The 21,886-nt window shown below is 33.0% G+C and carries 10 protein-coding genes; 3 read left to right on the forward strand and 7 right to left on the reverse strand.

The features are described 5' to 3' along the window. Window positions 1-4 precede the first annotated feature (4 nt). From C8C83_RS18185 to C8C83_RS18195, 3 genes are all read left to right on the forward strand, one after another. Window positions 5-1,984, forward strand: a complete 1,980-nt coding sequence (locus tag C8C83_RS18185; RefSeq protein WP_121329792.1) for a TlpA disulfide reductase family protein — start codon at window positions 5-7, stop codon at window positions 1,982-1,984. A gap of 24 nt (window positions 1,985-2,008) precedes the next feature. Beyond that, on the forward strand, window positions 2,009-4,606 hold the full coding sequence (locus C8C83_RS18190) for a prolyl oligopeptidase family serine peptidase (protein ID WP_121329793.1): 2,598 nt from the start codon (window positions 2,009-2,011) through the stop codon (window positions 4,604-4,606). Between the two features lie 237 nt (window positions 4,607-4,843). Further along, a complete protein-coding gene (locus C8C83_RS18195) occupies window positions 4,844-7,654 on the forward strand; it encodes an insulinase family protein (protein WP_121329794.1) in 2,811 nt (936 codons plus the stop codon). Between the two features lie 200 nt (window positions 7,655-7,854). On the opposite strand, the gene C8C83_RS18200 is transcribed toward C8C83_RS18195, so the two are convergent. The 7 genes from C8C83_RS18200 to C8C83_RS18230 all read right to left on the reverse strand — a co-directional run bounded on the left by C8C83_RS18200 (window position 7,855) and on the right by C8C83_RS18230 (window position 21,311). Continuing rightward, window positions 7,855-8,142 (reverse strand): hypothetical protein, encoded by a 288-nt coding sequence (locus tag C8C83_RS18200; RefSeq protein WP_132011834.1) that lies wholly within the window; start codon window positions 8,140-8,142, stop codon window positions 7,855-7,857. Between the two features lie 272 nt (window positions 8,143-8,414). Further along, window positions 8,415-9,335 carry a family 16 glycosylhydrolase gene (locus C8C83_RS18205; protein ID WP_121329796.1) on the reverse strand — a complete coding sequence of 307 codons (921 nt, stop codon included), beginning with the start codon at window positions 9,333-9,335 and terminating at the stop codon, window positions 8,415-8,417. A 56-nt stretch (window positions 9,336-9,391) separates the two neighbouring features. Next, window positions 9,392-10,783: an endo-1,4-beta-xylanase gene (locus tag C8C83_RS18210; protein ID WP_121329797.1), complete on the reverse strand. Its 1,392-nt coding sequence runs from the start codon at window positions 10,781-10,783 to the stop codon at window positions 9,392-9,394. A gap of 130 nt (window positions 10,784-10,913) precedes the next feature. Beyond that, the gene (locus C8C83_RS18215; RefSeq protein WP_121329798.1) at window positions 10,914-12,017 is read right to left on the reverse strand and encodes a hypothetical protein; all 1,104 of its coding nucleotides are present in this window, start codon (window positions 12,015-12,017) and stop codon (window positions 10,914-10,916) included. 8 nt (window positions 12,018-12,025) lie between these two features. Continuing rightward, window positions 12,026-13,549, reverse strand: coding sequence for a RagB/SusD family nutrient uptake outer membrane protein (locus tag C8C83_RS18220; protein ID WP_121329799.1), 1,524 nt, complete (start codon window positions 13,547-13,549; stop codon window positions 12,026-12,028). Window positions 13,550-13,609: 60 nt separating this feature from the next. Further along, entirely contained in the window at window positions 13,610-16,714 is a 3,105-nt protein-coding gene (locus C8C83_RS18225) for a TonB-dependent receptor (protein ID WP_121329800.1), read from the reverse strand. Window positions 16,715-17,150: 436 nt separating this feature from the next. Continuing rightward, window positions 17,151-21,311 carry a two-component regulator propeller domain-containing protein gene (locus C8C83_RS18230; protein WP_121329801.1) on the reverse strand — a complete coding sequence of 1,387 codons (4,161 nt, stop codon included), beginning with the start codon at window positions 21,309-21,311 and terminating at the stop codon, window positions 17,151-17,153. Window positions 21,312-21,886 lie beyond the last annotated feature (575 nt).

The raw sequence follows: 21,886 nt of genomic DNA on the forward strand, positions 1-21,886 counted from the left end.
CAAAATGTTAAAAAAAATAACAAATATCAAATTTTTGGTACTGGCAATGTGCGCCTTTACCTTACAAGTTACAAGTCAGGAAACGAAGTTGAGATTAACCGGAATGCCAGATATTCCCATTCCGGGTTCAACACTAAATATGACGTATGATGCTAAAGGCGGACCACTTGAAAACATCAATGAAATCAATGGTTATGCTTATGTATTTAATGACTACAATTGGGAAATTGAAGATCTTAAAATGAAGAAAAACGGCGCTGTTTGGAGTGCAGATTTTACGGTTCCAAAAAGTTGTGCCTTCATGGCTTTCAAATTTTATGCAAATACGGAGAATGGTTTAGTGACAGATACAGGTCAAGATACTGGATATATGCTGGTTGTTTTTAAAGAACCTAAAGTAAAAATGCCCGGAGCAGATTTAGCTTGGGCAACTTTTAGAAACAAAGATTTTAATGGACAATTTTCAGGATATTTTAAAGATTTTACAATTGAAGGAGATGCTTCAGAATATTGGTTAAAAAAAGAAGTAGCAGATAACGGAAACAATTTTCCGAAATTTATTGACACTTACATTAAAATATTAAAGGTTCAGAAACCGGAAAAATTTAATGAATTAGGACACCGATTTTTAGGAGATTTTACAAAAAAAATGAACGGTTTACCGGAAGAAGTTTTTGTAAAAGTTCAAAATTTATACGCGTATGATCTGAATGATAAAGTTAAAGGAGATTCTCTTGAAACCGTAATTATAAAACAATTTCCTAAAGGAGCTTTTATGCGTTTGAAAGCGTTCCAGAAAATTGCTCCAATCGCTGATGCTGCTGAAAGAAATAAAGCTGCTCTTCAATTTTTAGCTGATTTTCCGTATAGTTCAGAAGTTCCTGAATCACAGAATTATTTGTATGATAATGTTTCTAAAATGGTGTTTGGTTACTATTTTGATGCCAAAGATTATGCAGCAGTTTTAAAGCTTATTCCAACAATGAATTTTGCCTCAATAAACGATTGTTATCATCAATATATCTCTAGAGCATTGTATGTAAAATCTGTTGAACCAACAGTAATTGAGACTATGGCAGTGCCAATGATCAAAGAAATGCAGGCAAAAATCAATGATTTGTCATACATGCAGGGAATTTACTGGTCGCCAAATCAAGCCACTGAAAATGCAAAAAATCAGTTGAATGATGAGATGGTTATTCAGATTCGTATGTATAACATTTTAAAGAAATACAAAGAAGTTTTGGATTGTTTTGAATTGCTTCCAACTCAAAAACGTTATGAAAAAGCAAGTATCAACGACATTCATGTTACTGCTTTAGAAGCCTTAAATAAACCAACTTTAGAAGTTTTGAAAAGTGCGGCAAGAGCCAATGCATTATCAGAAGGAGCAACGGAAAAATTAAAAGAGCAGTATTTAAAAGAAGGAAAAAAAGAAAGTGATTTCCTGGCTTATTTAGAGAAACTAAAAAAAGAAAATAATCCCGAAGAAAAAATTGCTTTGATGGCGCCTGTAAAAGCTCCGGCAATTAATGTGTTGACTGCCGACGGAAAACCAAAACAATTGAATTTAAACAGCGGAAAAATTATTGTAATCGACTTTTGGGCAACTTGGTGTGGACCTTGCAAAAAAGCGTTTCCTGCTATGCAGCAATTGGTAAATAATTTTAAAGAAGACAAACAAGTTGAAGTTTACTTTATCAGTACACAAGAAAACAAAGAAGGATACAAAAAAGAAGCTTTGGCATATCTAAAAGAAAAAGGTTTAACAATAACGACACTTTTTGATCTTGTAAAAAAAGGCGGCGGAACTAATAATGCATCGTTTTCAAATTATGCAGCAATCTTTAAATCAAGCGGAATTCCGAGAAAAGTAGTGATCAAAAACGGACAAATTCGTTTTACATCTGAAGGATATTCAGGAAATCCTGGGCAGCTTGTAGATGAACTTACCAATGTAATTAATGTTTTGAAAAAAGAATAATTTCCTTTTGAAAATTTAATCAATATGAAAAAAATACTTTTACTGTGTGCACTCGTTTTGAGTGTACATAGTTTATCGGCACAAAAAAAAGCTCTTGACGAAGCCACTTACGATCAATGGAAGAGAGTAGGAAACAAAGCCTTATCTTATAATGGTAAATGGATCTCGTACAGCACCGTTTTTCAGGATGAGAATAAAGAAAATACAAATCAGCTTATTATTCAGGAAGCGCCAAAAGGAAAACGTTTGGTCTTGAATAATGTTAATGATTTGAAGTTTATCGGAAAAAAAGACTGGATTCAATATAGTGTAAATGACAGCACTTTTTTGCAAAATCTAAAATCAGGAGTTAAGAAACTCTGGAAAAGCCAACATTATACAAGTGCTCTTGAAGGAACAGATTTTTTATATTACACACGTCCTGAGGCTTCAAAAGGCAATTTTTTTCTACAGCGTTTAGTTTGTTATAATCTTGAAACGAATGACAGTTTATCAATCAAAAACATAAAAGCATCTCGTTTCATCAAAAATAATAAAGCGATTGTTTACGTTCAGATAGAAGATGGAAAAGTATTTCTAAAACACGGAATTCCGGGAGGAAAACAAGAAACAATCTATAGCGGAAAAGCAGAAGATTTTGGCGATTTTCAATTAAATTCAAATGAAAATGGCGGAACTTTTACCTTAAAAGGCAATAATAGCGCTGATTTTAATTTGGTGTATTATTTTAATATGAATACCAATTCAGTAAATTCTTTATTCAATTATGATGATATTACGTTAAACGATCCTGCGTTTTCGATTTCAAAATCAGCTTACGGATTAGACGAGAACAGCAGTATTATTCAGTTGCAGGTAAACTCTAATCAGCGTCCTGAAAATACACAGATTCCAAGATCAGAAATTGAAGTTTGGAAATCAATGCAAGGAACAATGGAGCGCAGACAAGAATTGCTGAGAAATACCAAAACGTTGCCAAGCGAACAAAAATTTCTTTATGATATTAAAAATAAAAAAGTCATTAAAGCAGCTTCAACAGGAGAATTTGATCAGTTAGCGATTCCTGAATCAGGCAATTTTAAAGGCTTTTTCGGAATGGATAAAAAGCCATACACAGTAGAAGTAGACTGGACATTTAATGAGCGAAATGATATTTACTGGATTGATGCTCAAACAGGAAAATCGACTAAAGTGCTTACAGGAGTTTTTGGAAGTGTATCATGGAATCCTCAGGGAACTTTTGCAGTTATGTACGACGAAAAACAAAAAGCATGGACCATTTTTGATCCTAATACATTGCAATTTAAAAATATTAGTTCACAGATTAATTTTCCAATATTTGATGAAAATGTTGATATGACATCACTTGTAACTGCTTATGGAATTGCAGGTTGGTTAAACAACGGAAACACGATTGTAATTTACGATCAGTTTGATATGTGGGCAATTGACCTTACCAATAAAAAAGCACCATATTCTCTAACTCAGGGTTACGGCAGAAAAAACAATGTAGAATTACGCTATAGCGAAAGTGGCTATATTGGCGATTTAGATCAGAAAAAATCATTTAATTTAATTGGTTTTGATAACGTTCATAAATCAAAAGGAGTTTATAAATTTGCCAATAATACAATCACAAAAGTATCTGCTGATGCGAATTATAATACCAAAATAGAAGCAACGTCAGGAGACAATTCAACTGTACTTTTTACCAAAGAAAGCTATACTATTTTTCCTGATTTATGGTGGGCAACTTCAGCTTTTGGATCACAACAGAAAATTACCGATGTGAATCCGCAACAAAAAGAATATGCTTGGGGAACTTCCAAATTAATTACCTGGAAAGATTTTAACGGAAAAGAAAATCAAGGAAATCTATACCTTCCTGAAAACTATGATAGCAAAAAAACATATCCGGTAATTGTTCATTTTTATGAAAAACATACTGAAGAATTTAATGTGCATCACTTACCGGAAGTTAGTACTTCAAACATCAATATTCCAACTTATGTAAGTAAAGGTTATATTGTTTTTCAGCCAGACGTACATTACGTTTATGGTGCGCCGGGAAATAGCGTTTACAATGATGTAGTTAGCGGAGTAGAATATTTAATCGCAAGCGGCATTACAGAAAAAGGAAAAATTGGGATTCAGGGACATAGTTTTGGTGGTTATGAAACTTCTTTCTTAACGACAAAAACAGATGTTTTCAGTTGTGCGATTGTAGGTTCAGGCGTAAGTAATTTTACGGCAAATTATCCTGTTATGCGATCAAATGGTATTTCAACAATGTTCAAATACGAAGCCGATCAATACCGTATGGGAAGTTCTTTGCATGATAATTTGGAGGGATATATTAAGAATTCGCCACTTTTCTCAGCTAAGAATATAAAAACACCAATTCTTATTTTCCACAATGACAATGATCGCGCAGTTCCTTATCAGGAAGGACAATCTTTGTTTTTTGCACTTCGTCGTTTAGGAAAACCGGCATGGTTGGTAAACTACAAAAAAGAAGGACATACTCTCGAAGATGCCGGAAACAAAAAAGACTGGACAAACAAAATGCAACAGTATTTTGATTATTACTTAAAAGGCGCAGATCGCCCGAGCTGGATGTAAATCATAGGATTATATTATACGCGGATTAAAACGGATTTTTAATTAATTGTCTTAAAAAAAATCTGCGTGTATCAGCGTTTTCGCGATAGCGAATCTGTGTCATCCGCGTTCAATTAAGCTGCTTTTAAACTGTTGTTTGAAGAGACCTTCAATTCACCAGCAAGAACTTCGCATACCATTTTCAAATGATAATTTGAAAAAAAACAATCAAAAAAAGAACATTAAAATAGCAATCAAATGAAAGTAAGAATATTTTTAGCGCATTTTATGATCTTGGGTTTAACTCAGGTTTCAGCGCAGTTTAAAACTACAATTCCACTACGGAAAGACGTTGTACACGGAACATTAAGCAACGGAATGCAGTATTTTATTTTGCATAACGAATGGCCAAAAGAAAGAGCTGATTTTTATTTTGTTCAGAATGTAGGCGCTATTTTAGAAGATGACAATCAAAACGGACTGGCGCATTTTCTGGAACATATGGCTTTTAATGGTACAGAACATTTTAAAGGAAAAGGCATAATTAATATGCTGGCAAAACACGGAGTAACTTTTGGTCGTGACATTAATGCTTACACAGCGCATGACGAAACGGTTTATAATCTAAGTAATGTACCGGTAAAAAATCCGGTTTTATTAGATTCCTGTTTGTATGTTTTGCACGATTGGTCGGGATTTCTATCCTTAAAAGATGCCGAAATTGATGCTGAAAGAGGCGTGATTCATGAAGAATGGCGTACCAGAAGAAATGCCGATTTAAGAATAGGATCGCAACTTGAACCTGTATTATACAACGGTTCAAAATACGGAAAAAGAGATGTTTTAGGCGATATGGATTTGATCGAACATTTTAAATACAAGCAACTTAGAGATTATTATAAAAAATGGTATTTGCCAAATCATCAGGCCGTAATTGTTGTTGGAGATATTGATCCTGTAAAAATAGAACAGCAGATTAAGAAAATAATGGGCTCAATTCCTATGCCTTCAAATCCTGCAGAACGTACTTACGAATCGATTCCTGATAATGATAAATTGTTGTATAAACTGGCTGTAGATAAAGAAGCGCAGCAAACTTCAATTTCATTAAACTTTAAAAAGAACAAACCTGCTGTTCAGGATATTGCTACGTTTGAAAATAGTATTGCAGAGCAATTGGCTTTGCAAATGATGAATAATCGTTTTAGAGAATATACTGTAAACAATGAAACCGCTTTGCTTGGAGCAGGTTTAAGTCTTTCGGGTTTAACACGATTAACGACTTTATTTACCTTAAGCGTTAATCCGAAAAACGGAAGATTATTAGAAGCTTTTCAACAAGCATATACGGAATATGAGCGTGCAATTCAAAATGGTTTTACAAAAGAAGAACTTGATCGTGTAAAAGAAAATATGCGTACCAGTTATGAAAATCAATTAAAAAATAAAGATAAAATTGGTAACGAAAACTGGGCTTCGCAATTGCAGAGTTACTTTCTTGAAGCTTCTCCGGTTATGAGTTTAGAAGATGAGGTTGCATTTGTGAACGCGACTTTGGCTAAACTTGATGTAAATCAGATTAATACAGTATTTCGTGCACTTCCAACAGAAAAAAATCAGATTTTGACGGTTTCAGGTCCTGAAAAAGATAATGTTACTTATCCAACAGAAGCTGATTATACAACGGCAATTCAAAAAATAAAAGCGCAAAAACTAGAACCTTACACAGAAACAGTTGCAAACGCGGATTTAGTAACAGATAAACTTACAGTAAAACCAATTGCTAAAAAGTTTGAAATAAAAGGAATTAAGGAAGCAAAAGGGTATGTTTTAGAAAACGGAGCCAAAGTAATTATTTACCCAACAACGTTGTCTCAGGATCAAATTCTTTTCTCTGCTTTCAGTCAGGGCGGAACTTCTTTATTGTCTGAGAAAGATTTAGCATCGTCACAAATCGCAACCGTTTTGGCTAAAAATTCAGGATTAGGGGAATTTAAAGTTACCGATTTACAAAAACAGCTTTCCGGAAAAACAGTAAAAGTGAGTCCGTTTATTGGGGAACATTACGAAGGTTTTAGCGGAAGCGCCGTTAAAAAAGATCTGGAAACACTTTTAGAATTAACGTATTTATATTTTAAAAATCCAAGATTTGAAACTCAGGCATACAAACGAATCATTGATTATTATAGCAATGCGCTTGAAAATGTAAATGAGAACAATAACAAGATATTTGGCGATACGATTGCTTTATTAGACAGTAATCACAGCAAACGAACGTTTCTTTTGAGCAAAGAAAATCTTGCCGAATTAAAATTTGATGATGCTTCTAAAATCTATAAAGAACGTTTCTCAAATGCTTCTGATTTTACGTTTGTTTTTGTTGGAAACATTGCAGAAAGCGACTTGGAAATCCTTAATAAATTTATTGGAAACTTAGCAGGAAATCAAACTCAGGAAAAATTTACAGATCATAAAATCGGAATGGCAAAAGGATTTGCAAAAGAAAAACTGATTAGAGAAATGAGCGTTCCTAAAACTAGTATTTATGTACATCTTGAGAACAGAAATATTGCGTTTTCTGATAAAAACCAAATTATGGCCTATATGCTTTCTCAATTATTAGACAAAAGATATTTAGATAAAATCAGAGAAGACGAAGGCGGAAGTTATGGTGTACAAACGCAGAGTTCTTTGTCTAAAAATCCAACTCCGGTTTTTTCTCTTAGTGTAAGCTTTGACTGTAATCCAGAGAAAGACAATAAACTGCTTCAAATTGTGTATGATGAATTGGATAACATTGTGAAAAATGATGTTTCAGAAAAAGATTTATCAGACATAAAAGAAGATTTAATAAAAAGCAATCAGCAAAATATTAAGTCAAATTCGTATTGGATGAGCAATATTGTCGATCAGCTAAAAACAAATGACAAGTTTGTAAGCAGTAGTGAATATGAGAAATTAATAAAAAGTATTTCGGTAAAAGACATTAAAAAATATGCAGGCGAAGTATTGCCAAAAGCTGATAAAGTAGAAGTAGTGATGCAGCCTAAAACCGATAAAAAAGCATAACGTTTGTTTTTAATCTTTTAAGAACGGCAATTCTTTATTTTAATTTTAATAGTCTCGGGGGAATAAAAAAACATTCTTTTTTGAAATTTGAATTAGTAATAAAATTTGTAGACTAAAAGAGCTATTTTGCCGGATAGCTCTTTAAATTTTTTTGATTAACCTTAATTTCAAAATACTTAATTTCAAAATAAAAGAAGAGATTAATTTAAAAGAATTTTATTATTTATTTTTAGCAGACCTTTTATAGTTATACAACTTTCGTCTGTAATAGGATTTAAAAATACATTACCCTCAAATTCCAGTTGTATTAGGACCTCTAATATTTTTGCTTCATTTATCCTTTGAAGAGAGATTTGTTCCCCGTAAATCTCTGCTATGTTTGAATCTGATATGATATAATCAGTCAGTTCTGCCAAGGTCCAGAAATGACAGAAAGTGCTGGCAAGTTTGTTTAGTATCATATTAGAAAAAGTTGCTGATGTTTCCATGATTACTGTTTTTATTTTATGTACGATTATTAGCTCACGATGGATTATTTTTTCTTTTATTTTAACGAATATTTATAATTAAATTTTCTGTTTCATAGGTTGTTGATTTGATTCACTGATCTCGGATTCATTCTAAATCTCAAATTTTAGGGTATAAAAAAGTCCTAATTTTCATTAGGACCTTTAGTGTGGAAAAGAGAATTCAAAATTTAGCCAGAACTTGTGTATATTCTGTGTTTTTATTATTATTTAAAAAGTAATGATAACATAAATTAAATAGGTCTTTTGTAAACCGTTACATCATCAACCCACATCATTACGGTTGAAAATAAGTTGATTTTATTAGGATCAATAAAATTAGAATCTTTTGATCCAACATTCAGATTAAAGATGATCGAGTGTGGTCCAAAATTATTTAAGTTAAGATTGCTTGCACTACTATTTGTGTAGGTTGCAACTGTTGTATTATCCACCATTATAGTAACTGTTACAACATTGTTTTTCATTTTCCAATACGACTCATATAAATGCCATCCGCTATTTCCGTTAATATTAAAATTACCAGGATAGTTTCTTTCGGCAGCGTTTCCTATTTGGTTTGTTCCCGAAGAAGTTCCATAAAAAAGATTTGATGTATAACGGCTTGCATTTGGAGCAAAAGAATAACCTTCCATAATATCTATTTCTCCTTTGGTTGGCCACGCATTTTGCTGAACAGACCAGAAAGCAGGCCATGCACCATACGTTTCTGTAAAAGACTTGTAAGTTCCGCCATCCATCGCTACTAATTTAATATTGGCAGAAAGTATATACTCCGTATTGTTTTCAGGCTTATATTGGTAATTAGAAGAAATAAACCCGGATTGATATTTGTACGTGCTCAATTTTGTAGTCTTGATTTCCAAACATTGTTTTCCGTCTCTCCATTGTGTCGTAGGCACTGAACTGGCATAGTCACAATACCATGAATTATAATCTGCACGTTGCTCTTTTGTCCATTGTGACAAACTTGAGCCTACATCAAATGTATCTTCAAATTGTTTGATCCATGGCGCTCCGGCTACTTTGCCTGTACTGGTTTTTGTACTTGCTGATTGTTCTTTTGTCGCTGGATTTGCATCTTCTGCACAAGATGCAAACCCTAAACCTAATACACATGTCACTGTTAATGCTAGCAAATTTAATTTTTTCATAATTTAATTTTTTGGTTTATTAATAGTTGAAGTAAAGTATTATAGTTTTAAAAAATTTAATCTAAGCCTTCCAGAAATCCAGTATGAGAGCTTTTGATAGCAAAATTTGAATCATACAATAAAGGCCAGTCATTCCCTGGGTGGTTAAGTTCCGTGCTAAACGGAATCCAGGATTCGTTGTCTTTCATTCCCCAAATGGTTAAGGCGTATTTATTTGCCGCCGGAAGTGCATTGTATATTTTAACGATCTCTTTATATTTTTCTTTTTGAGCCAGTCTTCTTTCATTTGTAAAAGTTGAAATATCATTAGCCTGATTTACTTGTATATCCAATTCCGAAACGTGAATTTTCAGCCCTTTTGCTACAGCTTTGTTAAGATCGGTTTCGATTTGAGCTTTTGTTGGGTTTAAATAGTTATTATGCATTTGAAAACCAACACCATCAATAAGATTGCTTGCTTTTAAATCATCTATAATGCTATAAACTTTATTTTGTTTTGCAAGATTTGTTGAGGTTGCATAATCATTATAAAACAATAATAAAGAGTTGTCACCAGCTGCGATTGCTGCATCTTTTGCCCATTGAAAACAATCTTTTACATAATTAGCGCCCATTCTTTGCAGAAAAATTGTATTTCTCATAGAAGTGCCGTTATCATCTACAGATTCGTTTACAACATCCCATGATTTTACTTTTCCTGCATAATGCGTAACTACATCTGTGATATATTTTTTTACTTCTGCCTTAAATTCTGCATCAGTACCAGAAAAATCTTTTAACCATTTTGGAACTGAATTATGCCAAACCAAAGCATGACCGTGAACATTGATATTATTAGAGTTTCCATAAGCGACAATTTTATCAGCTACAGTCCAGTTATAAACACCACTTGCAGTAGAAATTTGATCCATTTTCATTTCATATTCGGCAGAAATACTGCTAAATTCATTTTTCAAAATAACATCATAAGGACTTCCGGTTGTTAATTGCGAAGCTTTTATTGCCATACCCACAAAAAATGGATGTGCCAATTTATTTGCTTTTACTTTTAAGAAAGTAGGATCTTCAGGAATGTTACTCGTACCTGTAGTAACAACACTAATAACATTTGAATAACCCGAAATCTCTGTTTCATTTTTTGCTCTAACTCGGTAAAAATATTGCGTTCCTCCAGTTAAACCAACGACAACTTCGTTTAGATCAATAACTTCTTTTGCATTGTAATTTGGGACAAAAGAGGAGAAATTCTCGTTGGTCGAAACATCCAGAAGATAGCTTTTTGCATGGGAAACGTACATCCATTTTGCTCTAAAACCGGTGTCATTCACGTCTTTTGGTGCGTTTGCAACAGGCGTTTCTAAGCCATTAGCCGCTATATTGTCATCTTTTGAACAAGAATTCAAAAAGAAGAAAATACCAGTCAGCATTAGTAAAAATTTAATTTTCATACTGTATTTTATTATAGAATATTCTTTTGTGATTCTGAATATTCTTATTTATAATTTCTGTTTTAAAAAGAGACTGCTTTTTATCACAACCTCTTTTTTATGTTTAAAGAATGAAATTCAAAAACCTTTATTATTGGTAGCGAATTTTAATATTATCGTATTTTATTGCACTTGGATTTGGGGAATCTCCCTGAGCAACTCCAACCTTAATTTCATTGATTTTAGAAGGATCTACTGTTGCAGCTGTATTCGAACCAAAACCGTAATTATCTTTAAAATCACTTAATAATATGGTCTTTGTAGCCCAGTTTACATCAGTTACTTTAAAATTGTAACCATAATTTACGCCATCAATAGTATTCAATTGAATTGCAAATTGAGCACCTACAACATTCGCACTTACATCAATATCTATAAATGTTTTTGAAGCATCATTATTTGAAGCATTTAGGAAACTAGCTCCACCGCCGGCGCTGCTTCCGTTATAACCATTAGCAGTAGAACCTGCCCAAACTAATGTTGCATAACTGCCTGATGGTCCGCCTGTAGTATTGGCGTTAAAACTATCAATATCGCCATAAGCAGTCCAATCGCGTCTGCTGCCGTTTCCGTCAAAATCAGACACAAGAACTACAGTTGCAAAATTGATCGTTTTTTTTGCAGAACCGCCCGGAGTAGTAACCACAAGCTCTGATCCTGTAACTGCATCTGAAGGTAAACCGATGATAATTGAAGTCGACGATTTTAGCGTGTAACTCAATGTTTTTCCTCCTAAAGTGATCGAAGAAATATTATAAAACCAAGTTCCTTCAATCTCTAACGGAAATCCCGGAGTTGCAACAGCCGGAGTTGTCTTTGTAATAGTTGGAACTGGCTGTAAAATTTCAATATTTTTAGTTACAGATCCACTACCTGTTATAAACGTAATTGGCTGCACGCCAAATCTGCTTCCTAGTTTTTCATCAAACGGAATAGTAAAAATAAACGCCTTATCTGAATTATAATTTGGATTGAAACTGATATCAATTTTGTTATCCAGCGTAATTTTCTTTAATCCTTTTAAACCTTCACCTTCAACTCTGACTTTGTTTAATGGAAAAGCCTGATTCAATAGATCTCCGGGTTCAGCAACCATTGCATCTACATTTGCAGTAGGCGCATCATCATTTTGGCAAGCTGTAAAAGAAACCAATGCCAAAAGAATTATAATTCTATATGTTATTTTCTTAATCATAGTAAAAGTTAGTTAAAGTTAAAAGGAACAGGAGGCTCTAATAACGATGGATTAGTATCGATAGCAGTTTGCGGTAATGGCAATTCAAAATAGTTGCTTCCCGGAGTTATTTTTCTTGAAACTAAATCCGTTCTCGCATCATCAGAATAAAAACCTACTTCCTGCTGCGAAATAATCGCTGTTGCTTCAGCCAATCCACGGCGTTTTAAATCAAAGAAATATTGTCCTTCGAGTGCAAATTCGACTCTTCTTTCGTTAAATAAATCATTTCTTGTCAATACTGTTTTGGCTGGTAATCCGGCTCTGGCTCTCACTTCATTAAAAGAACTTAAAGCTGCTGCAGAAGTTGTTGATCCAGCTCCAGCTAAAATTGCTTCAGAATTCATTAATAAAACATCAGAATATCTAAGAATAATTGTGTTTTGTGAAGTTCTCATAAAAAACACATCGTTTCTTTCGGCAGCAGAACCTACAATGTATTTTCTGAAATTTGCTGCAGTCGATGAGTATATTTTTTTATATCTGAAACCACCTTGGTTTTTTAATAATTCAGGATAAAAATCACCATCTGTCATGATTGTATTCTTTTTTCTGGTGTCATTTGGCTCAAAGCCACTTTGCAATGAAATAGAAGGCAGATAAACTCCCCAACCGTCGCCACCGCCAGTAATTCCTGTACCTCCCGGAACGATATAAGCCTGATTTGTATTTTGAGTTCCCCATTCTGTAGCAATTGCTTTCCATTGCAGGGCAAACATACTTTCGGCACTATTGTTATTCTCCGGACTGCTAAATAAGTTTCCGTAATCCTGAATCAAGATATATTGATTTCCGATAATTTTCTGTGTTAAAGCAGCACATTCTCCATATTCGTTCAACGTTAAATGCACTTTTGCAAGAATTCCCATTGCTGCAAATTTGGTTACATATCCTTTTTTTACTGAAGTTGCAGGCAAATTTTCTATAGCATATTCCAAATCTTGTTTTATGAATTTGTAAACATCAGTAACAAGATTTCTTTTAGGTTGTGCAGCCGATCCTGCTTTGCTGATAATAGGCACAGCTCCAAAAGTTCTTACCAGATAGAAATAAGCATTTGCTCTCATAAATCTTGAAATTGCTATGGCATTTTTATAAGACGCTTCAGGCAATTCGCTTTTTCTTGCTTCGACTAAACTCATTAAATTATTCGATTGATCGATAACCGAAAACAAAGAAGTATATCCTTCTGTCAGAATTGGATTTTGTGACGTTACCTGAGCATCTTTAAATTGCGCATAAGCACCATCAAATGTAAAAGCGTTTCCGGCATACATATCTCCAACGGCAATCAGGAATTTATCATTAAAAGTAAACCACGGTTTAAAGTACAAACTCTCAGCAATTCCGTCAAAAGCGGTAACTCCTTCCGGTAAATCAGCCGGCGTTAATTGATTTTCAGATGGTGCATCCAAAAAATCATCAGAACAGGAAAACAAAGACAGCAATGGTATTAACATTCCCATCATAAAAAGTTTAAAAAGTTTTTTCATGACTATTATTTTTTATTTTAATGACTATGAATCATTAAGTTGTTTGTGTTTTTATCAATTTTAGAATTCTAAATTTAAACCCATAGAAGTAGTTCTTGGCACAGGATAACGTCCCAAATCAATACCGCTAAGTGTTATATTTTGATCTAAATTTCCTAAAGCAGGATCAAAACCGGAGTATTTTGTCCAGGTATATAAGTTTTGAACATTGACATACAATCTAACTTTAGATATAAAAGAATTTTTGAATATCTGGCTTGGTAAATCGTAGCTCAAAGAAACATTCTGAATTCTTAAATAAGAACCATCTTCAACAAATCTATTTGAGATTCTACCGTTTCCATTTGGATCATTAAGCGTAATTCTTGGTTCATTTGTGTTTTCGTTTACGCCCGGTTCAAAAGCATTTATAGCTCTTGTACTTACGTTTGCAAATCGATCTCCAAACCCGGGATAAATTCCATCTGTATAATGACGTGTAAAGTTGTAGATTTCGTTGCCTTCGCTTCCGGTTAGCATAATAGATAAACTAAGGTTTTTGTATTTAAAGTTGTTGATAAATGAATACGTGAAATCCGGAATGGCGCTTCCTATCGCTTTTTGATCTTTAGCATCAATTTTTCCGTCGCCATTAAGATCTTTAAAACGAATATCACCAATTCCTGTTCCTGCTTCCTGAATTGGTCCTGCAGCTAATTCTGCAGCATTTTTAAATAATCCGTCCGTAACATATCCGTAGAATTGTCCAACTGGCTGACCTTCTGTAGTTCTGGTAACATTATACAAGTCAAATTGTACTTTTCCTAATAAAGATTTACCTGCACCTTGAAAACTAGTTAGTTCATTATTGTATTTTGAAAAAATAACGGTACTATCCCAAGTAAAATTTTCGGTAACAATATTTCTGGTATTTAAGGTAAGTTCGATTCCTTTCGTTTCAATTTCACCCGTATTCAAATAATAATTAAGCGCACTTTGATTCGACTCGTCATTAATTTGTTTCGTAAGGAAATTAGAAGAATGTTTAACATAATAATCAAAGTCTAATTTTACTCTGTTATTAAGCATTCCTAATTCAAAACCAACATCAAAAGACTTAAGAGATTCCCATTTAATATTTGGATTACCCAAGTTGTCAATTGTTGGAGATACGCCTCCAAATGGAGAAGCCGTCAACGAAAGAATCGTTTGGTATCTGTTTGCCGGAATATTTTGATTTCCAACAGAACCATAACCTGCTTTAAATTTCAAATAATTTACTGTAGAAGATAAAGGCTCAAAAAACTTTTCGTTACTAACCGTCCAACCTGCGGCAAATGATGGAAAATAACCCCATTTATTATTAGGTCCAAAGTTTGAAGAAGCATCTGCTCTTAAAGACGCCGAAAAAGAGTAACGATCAGTAAAACTATAGTTTAATCTCGAAATATAAGACGTCATCGACCATCTTCCAGAACCGTTTCCGTTAACCGCTGTATCAATATCACCAATGTTTAAGTTCGTAAAATCTCTACTTAAGAATTCACCAGATCTGTAACCACTCAAATATTCGTATTGACTTTCTTGCGCTTCCTGACCTAGTAAAAACGTAAAATTGTGTTTCTCGTTGAAAGTTTTATTATAAGTCAAATAATTTTTTAAACTCCAATAAAAACTTTGATCCTGCTGTTTGTATGATTTGTTTAAAAGCTCAGAAACATTTCCTAAAGTATATTTAGGCGCAAAAGAGCTGCTTTTTGCAAAATTTAAATCATATCCCAATTCTGTTCTAAAAACCAAACCTTTAGTAAGCGTGAAATCAGCAAATACATTTCCGTTGATTTTATATCGGTCCGTTTTTGCATTATTGTATTCTGACAAAGCAATTGGATTCGTCGCCTCATTTGCCGAAGAACCTAAACCACTTGTTGGACCGGCAAAAGAACCGTCAGCATATCTTACAGGTAATTCCGGAGATTGTCTCAACGTATTCATTACTAAACCACCTCTGTCATCATTTCGAACAACTTGTTGAGATGATTTACTGATCGACATATTGTTACCAATTTTCAACCATGATTTTACAGTTGAATCGATGTTTAATCGCATAGACATTCTGTTGAAATCTGAATTTAGAACAATACCTTCCTGATCAAAATAGTTCAAAGAAGTATAATATCTTGTTCCTTCTTTTTCGCCAGAAAATGATATTTGATGATTGTACATCGTTGCAGTTCTAAAAAGTTCGTCCTGCCAGTTTGTTCCATTGCCTAATAAATCAGGTTTTTGATATTGATACGGAACTGGCTCACCATTCATTTTGAAAATTTTTGCCTGATAAGCTGCATATTGTGGCAAGTTTAAAACATCAACTGAATTTGCCACTTGTTGCGTTCCTAAATAGGTTTCATATGAAAAAGTCGATTTTCCTTTTTTTCCTTTTTTAGTGGTAATCAAAACGACACCATTTGCACCATTTGCACCATATATTGCCGTTGATGAAGCGTCTTTTAGGATATCAATAGTTTCAATATCCGAAATATTCAATCCTGATAAAGCCGAGTTTTTAGTTTGTCCGTTTCCTCCGCCTAAAGCGCTAAACGAAAATGAATCGTTGTTTTTATCTGCAAAAACCGGAGTTCCGTCAATTACATATAAAGGTTCATTTCCGTTAATAGAAGTAATTCCACGAATTTGAACCGAAATTCCTCCTCCCGGTGTACCTGAATTTTGAGTCACATTTACCCCGGCAGCTTTACCCACAAGAGCCTGATCGATAGAAGTAAAAGGCTTGTCCTGAATTTCAGAAGCTTTAATCGAAGAAATTGCTCCGTTTACATCTTTTCTTTTTGAAGTTCCGTAACCAATCACGACAACTTCATTTAATTTTTCAAGGTCATTGACCATGTTGACCTTCATCACTGATTTTGTGTCCGCTGGCAAAGACACATTTTTGTAACCGATATAACTAAAGATTAATGTACTTTTTGGATCTACATTGTTTAAGATAAAACCTCCGTCAAAATCGGTGGTAGTTGCATTTTTTGTTCCTTGTACTATTACACCAACACCGGGTAAGCCGAGTCCTTCTGATGTTACTTTTCCTTTAACAGTTTGGGCAAAGAAAAAATTTCCCCACATTAACACTGCTAAGCACAATAGTTTTTTTAATGTTCTTTTCTGCATAAAAATTGGTTGATTAAGTTAGTTTAGTTTTTATTGTAAAATCTTTAATAGAAGCCTCTTTTTGCACGCTCAAAACAAGAGTCATCAGACGAAAACTTTTTCTTAAATATTTCTTAACGAAAGTAAAATCTAGAGGTATCCTATTGTAGAACAGATGAAGCATATTGTGCAACAAATGATGCAAAAAAAAGAGCTTAAACGCTATTATTACTAAAAAGAGAGAATTGAGACACAAAAACAGATACTGAAGTATTGCTATAAAAATGGCGCAAAAAGTATTGTTTGTATAAAAAAATAAGATAATATTTTAGAAATGTCAATTTTTGTTTCAAATCAGTAAGAATGCTTTTTGAGGAAATTGACTTACAAAAAAAAGAGCCTCGATTTTAGTACCGAAGCTCTTTTTCTAATTATATTTTGTATTTAATGGACATTTTTAACGCTTATTTCCTTGATCTTTTTCTTGTGTAGGCAAATATCCGTATTTAATTTTGTAGCATTTAGAAAAATAGGAGGGAGAAGTAAAACCTACTTTATAGCTAATTTCGTTGATATTATTATTGCCTTTTTCGATCAGTTGTTTTGCTTTTTCTAATCGAACATTTCTAATAAATTCATTAACAGAAACGCCAGTTAATGTTTTTATCTTTCGATACAACTGACTTCTGCTCAGGAAAATTTTAGAAGACAAAAGTTCTACAGTCAATTCAGGTTCGCTAATGTTTTCGTTGATAAAATGCAGAATCTTTTGAATAAATTCATTATCGAGCGACGTTGTTTTTTCTTTGCCATCTTTTGTGATTCCGCTGTAAAACTTCTTAAACATAATTTGTCTGCTTGTAATAAGTTGCGCCAGACTCGATTTTAAAATATCCAATTCAAATGGTTTGCTCAAATACATATCAGCGCCCGAATCGATACCTTCTAATCGGTCTTTTACCATCGCTTTTGCCGAAAGCATTAACAAAGGAATATGACTTGTTTTTAAATCACCTTTTATGTTTTTACACAATTGTAATCCGTCCATTACAGGCATAATAACGTCTGTAATTATTAAATCAGGTAATTTCTGAACAGCAAGTTCATAACCTTTCTGACCATTTTCGGCAGCAATAACTTTATACAATTTGCTTAATTCATTTTTCAGATAATTTCTTAATTCAGGATTGTCTTCAACAATTAAAACAGTATATGGTTTTGCCGTTTCGACAACATCATTTTCGACAGTTTGATCCGTTTCATCATCGTTATCAAGCGAATGATTAACAGATTCAGTCAGAAATTTAGTTTTAGTTTTTTCGGTTTTAAAAACCTCGTCGATGATTTCACTTTTCTTGTACAAAGATTTACCCAAAGGAAAAGTTACCGTAAATTTTGTGCCTTCTCCAACCTGACTTTCAACATCAATTCGTCCTTTATGAAGCTCAACAAATTCTTTCACAACCTCTAAACCAATTCCTGTACTTCCATAATAATCTTTATTGACATTATTAACCTGATAAAATCTGTCAAAGATTCTTTTCAGATCTTTTTTGTGAATTCCGGAACCTGTGTCTGTAATGGTTATCGAAAAAGAAGGAACTTTATTTCCATTAACCAATAGCAAATTATCAGCATCTGATTTTGCTATAGAAATGGTAATAGAACCGTTATCCGGAGTAAATTTAAAGGCATTTGAAATAATATTGAACAGTATTTTTTCAAGCATTTTAGAATCCAGCCAGTCTTCAAGTTCATCAAATGCAGATTCAAAATTGATAGTAATATTTCGCGCTGCAGCTTCTTCATCAAAATAACCTATAATTCCTTGTGTAAATGCTACAACTTCAATTTTTTTAGCCTGAAGCGAAATTTTGTTAAACTCTAATTTATTAAAATCCATAAGCTCGTTGATTAGTCTCGAAAGCCTGTCTGAACTTTTGTGTACAATTTTTAATTTATTATGAATTTCAGGAGATACATTTTTACTTTTTAGAATGTCTTCCAATGGATTAATAATCAGCGTTAATGGCGTTCTGAATTCATGCGAAATATTCGTGAAAAATTGTAATTTCTTATTGTTTAATTTCTCTGATTGAATATTTTTTTCCTTTTCTAAAAGTATCGCTTGTTTGGCCTTAAAGCGATTTTGATAAATTTTATTTAGATATATAATCAGGAAAACTAAAATAGAAGTATATAATAAATACGCCCAGAAAGTTTTCCACCACGGCGGCAGAACTTTTATTTTTAATTCTAACGGATTATTGCTCCACGAACCATCTGCATTTGCCGATTTTACTTTAAAAACATAATTTCCCGGCGCCAGATTGGTATAAGTTGCCGTTCTGTTATTTCCCACATAATTCCAATCTTTTTCAAAACCTTGCAGATAATAGGCATATTGGTTTTTCTTCGAATAATTATAGTTGATTCCCACATATTCAATAGTAAAAACAGATTGCGTATAGTTGAGAATAATTTCCTTTGTCTCAGCAATTACTTTGGTTAACGGCGAAGCATCTTCATTGGGTTTTACAGATTTATTGAATAATTTGAAATCGCTGAAATACAATTTTGGCGCTTTCTCTGTCTTTTTAATTTCGTTTGGATTAAAATAATTTAGGCCTTCGTAGCTTCCAAAATACAATTCTCCATTTCCATCTTTAAAGACAGCATTATTGTTGAAATCATTATCAACAAGACCGTCATCTTTAGTAAAATTGGTGCTTTTTTTATTTTTGAAATCGAGTTTTGTTAATCCCGATCCGCCGCTTATCCATAAAGATCCACTGTTATCAGCAATTATAGCGCGAACAGATTTTTCTTTAAAACCCGGAAAGTCATTATAGTTTGAAAACGTTTTGTCTTTTTTATTATAACTAAACAATCCTTCGCCATCTGTTCCTATCCAAATTGTTTTATCATTAGATTCGTAAATCGATAAAATAGTCTGAATGCTATTGTACTTCGTTTTGTCGTTGAACATCGCATCGCGCATTTTGGTCACTTTAAAATCAGAATCGCCTTTTAAACTTACCTGATATAAACCTAAAATGGTTCCAACCCACAAAACATTATCAGAATCTACAAAAACTTTACGAATAAAAGCATTGTCTAAAGCGTTGTCTGTAAATGATTTCGATTCACAATGAATAAAAGTATTGGTCTTATTATCAAAATAATGCAATCCTTTTATGAAAGTTCCAATCCAGATTCGACCTTTTGAATCTTCCGAAAAACTAAAAATTCGATTCGATTTTAATCCCGAAGTATTTGCCGTATTGTAGTTGATGAATCGGGTAGTGCCATTTTTCAAAAAGTAGATTCCGCGATCCCAGCTTCCAATCCAGATATTTTGTTTACTGTCTAAAAATATGGTTTGAATATCAGCAGCATCTAAACCGGAATAATAGCTTTGATTGTTTTTGTTTACGTGAATATAACTTTTAGTAGCAAGATTATAAATGTCAAGTCCTCCGCCTTCATTACTAATTAACAGATTTCCTTTTTTATCTTTTACAACAGATGTAACATAACTTGTTTGTAGCGAATTATCATTGTTAACTTGTGATTCAAGCGAATTGAATTTGTTATTGGGTTTATCAAATACACCAAGTCCTTTATTAAAATAGCCTAACCAAAGACGCTTTTCTTTATCTTCAAATAAAGACCAGACAGAATTAGATTTTAAACTAAAATCATTGTACTTACTGTGCAAATATTTTTGAAGTACTTGACCTTTATAGTTTACAACCAATAATCCGTCATTTTCAGTACCGCAAATGATATAATCGTGACTGCTTTCTATAATCGATAAGATTTTGTTTTTGGTAATCGAATAATTTTCAAATTGGTAATTATCTGTTTCCGGTTTAATTTTGATCAGACCGTTTTCTGTTGTTCCCAGCCATATATAGCCAAATTTATCTATAACAAGATTTTCGATATCGTCTAATAAAGGTTCTCTTTTGAATTTGTCTTTATAAACCTGTTTGAGTTTTCCGTTTAAATCAAGTTCTAAAAGTCCATAACTCGTTCCTAAATAAATAATTCCGTGTTTATTTTTTACCGAAGATTTTATTAGAAAATTAAATTTATCCAACACTTTTGACGGAATCAGAGAAGCTTTTAAAGTCTTTATATTAAGTTTGAATAATCCAAAACCATAAGTGCCCAGAATTAAATTACCTTTGTTATCCTGAATAATGGTTTTTACGGTAATGGGTTCGTCGTAACCTTTTGTGATTACATCCTCAATATTGATTTTGGTAAAATTGTCTAAATCCCTGTTGTACAAACATAAACCATCGTCCGTACCAACCCATAAATTATTATCAGAATCAATAAAAGTGGCATAAACAAAGTTACTGTTTATGGAGCCGGGCTTTTTATTGTATCCATATCCAAAATAATTTACGCCATCATATCGATACAAACCCGTGCCGTTTGTGCCAATCCAGATAAAGCCATTTTTATCCTGAATAATCGAAGAAATAGCCCTTTTGGAAGTAGTTTCCTGTATACTTCTAAATTGGTAGTTGTCAAATTTTTCTTGAGAAAACAGGCAATTCAGACCTATAAAGTAGGATATAAGTATATATGTAATGTTTTTCATTTACATTTTGATGTTATTATTTATCAACTTTGATTGGAAATAAAAGAGACAATTGATTCTTTTTTTTAAATATATGCCAATTAAAAGTTGAAGTGTGCCGTTAGGTACTAAATATTGGTAGAAAAAATGGATCGGAATAAATTTAGCGTGCCGTAGGTACGCAACAAAATGATAACTATTGCGTACCTACGGCACGCCAATATATTTCAAATCTATAATGACTACCAATATTTAGTGCCTAACGGCACTCTAAATTTTTCAACTCTTGATTCGTAAAAGATATACAATAATATGAAACAATATAAATAAAAGTAAATATGACATTTAATTTTTTTATTTAAATTTTTCCTATTGCCAAAAACCTGAGCCCGATATTAATTAATCGTACTCAGGTTTTTGGATTGTTTACTTAAGAATGAATCCCAATGCTTCGGACAATGTCATTTGATTAGGCTTAAGAAAAATATTATAAGTAAAATCCGTTTTTATCAGCGTTTTCGCTTTAACGAATCAGTAAAATCAGCGTCTAATTTTGACGCGGATAAAACAGATTTACTTCGTAAAGACGCGGATAA

Origin of the sequence: Flavobacterium sp. 90, from assembly GCF_004339525.1 — a bacterium.
Taxonomy (GTDB): domain Bacteria; phylum Bacteroidota; class Bacteroidia; order Flavobacteriales; family Flavobacteriaceae; genus Flavobacterium.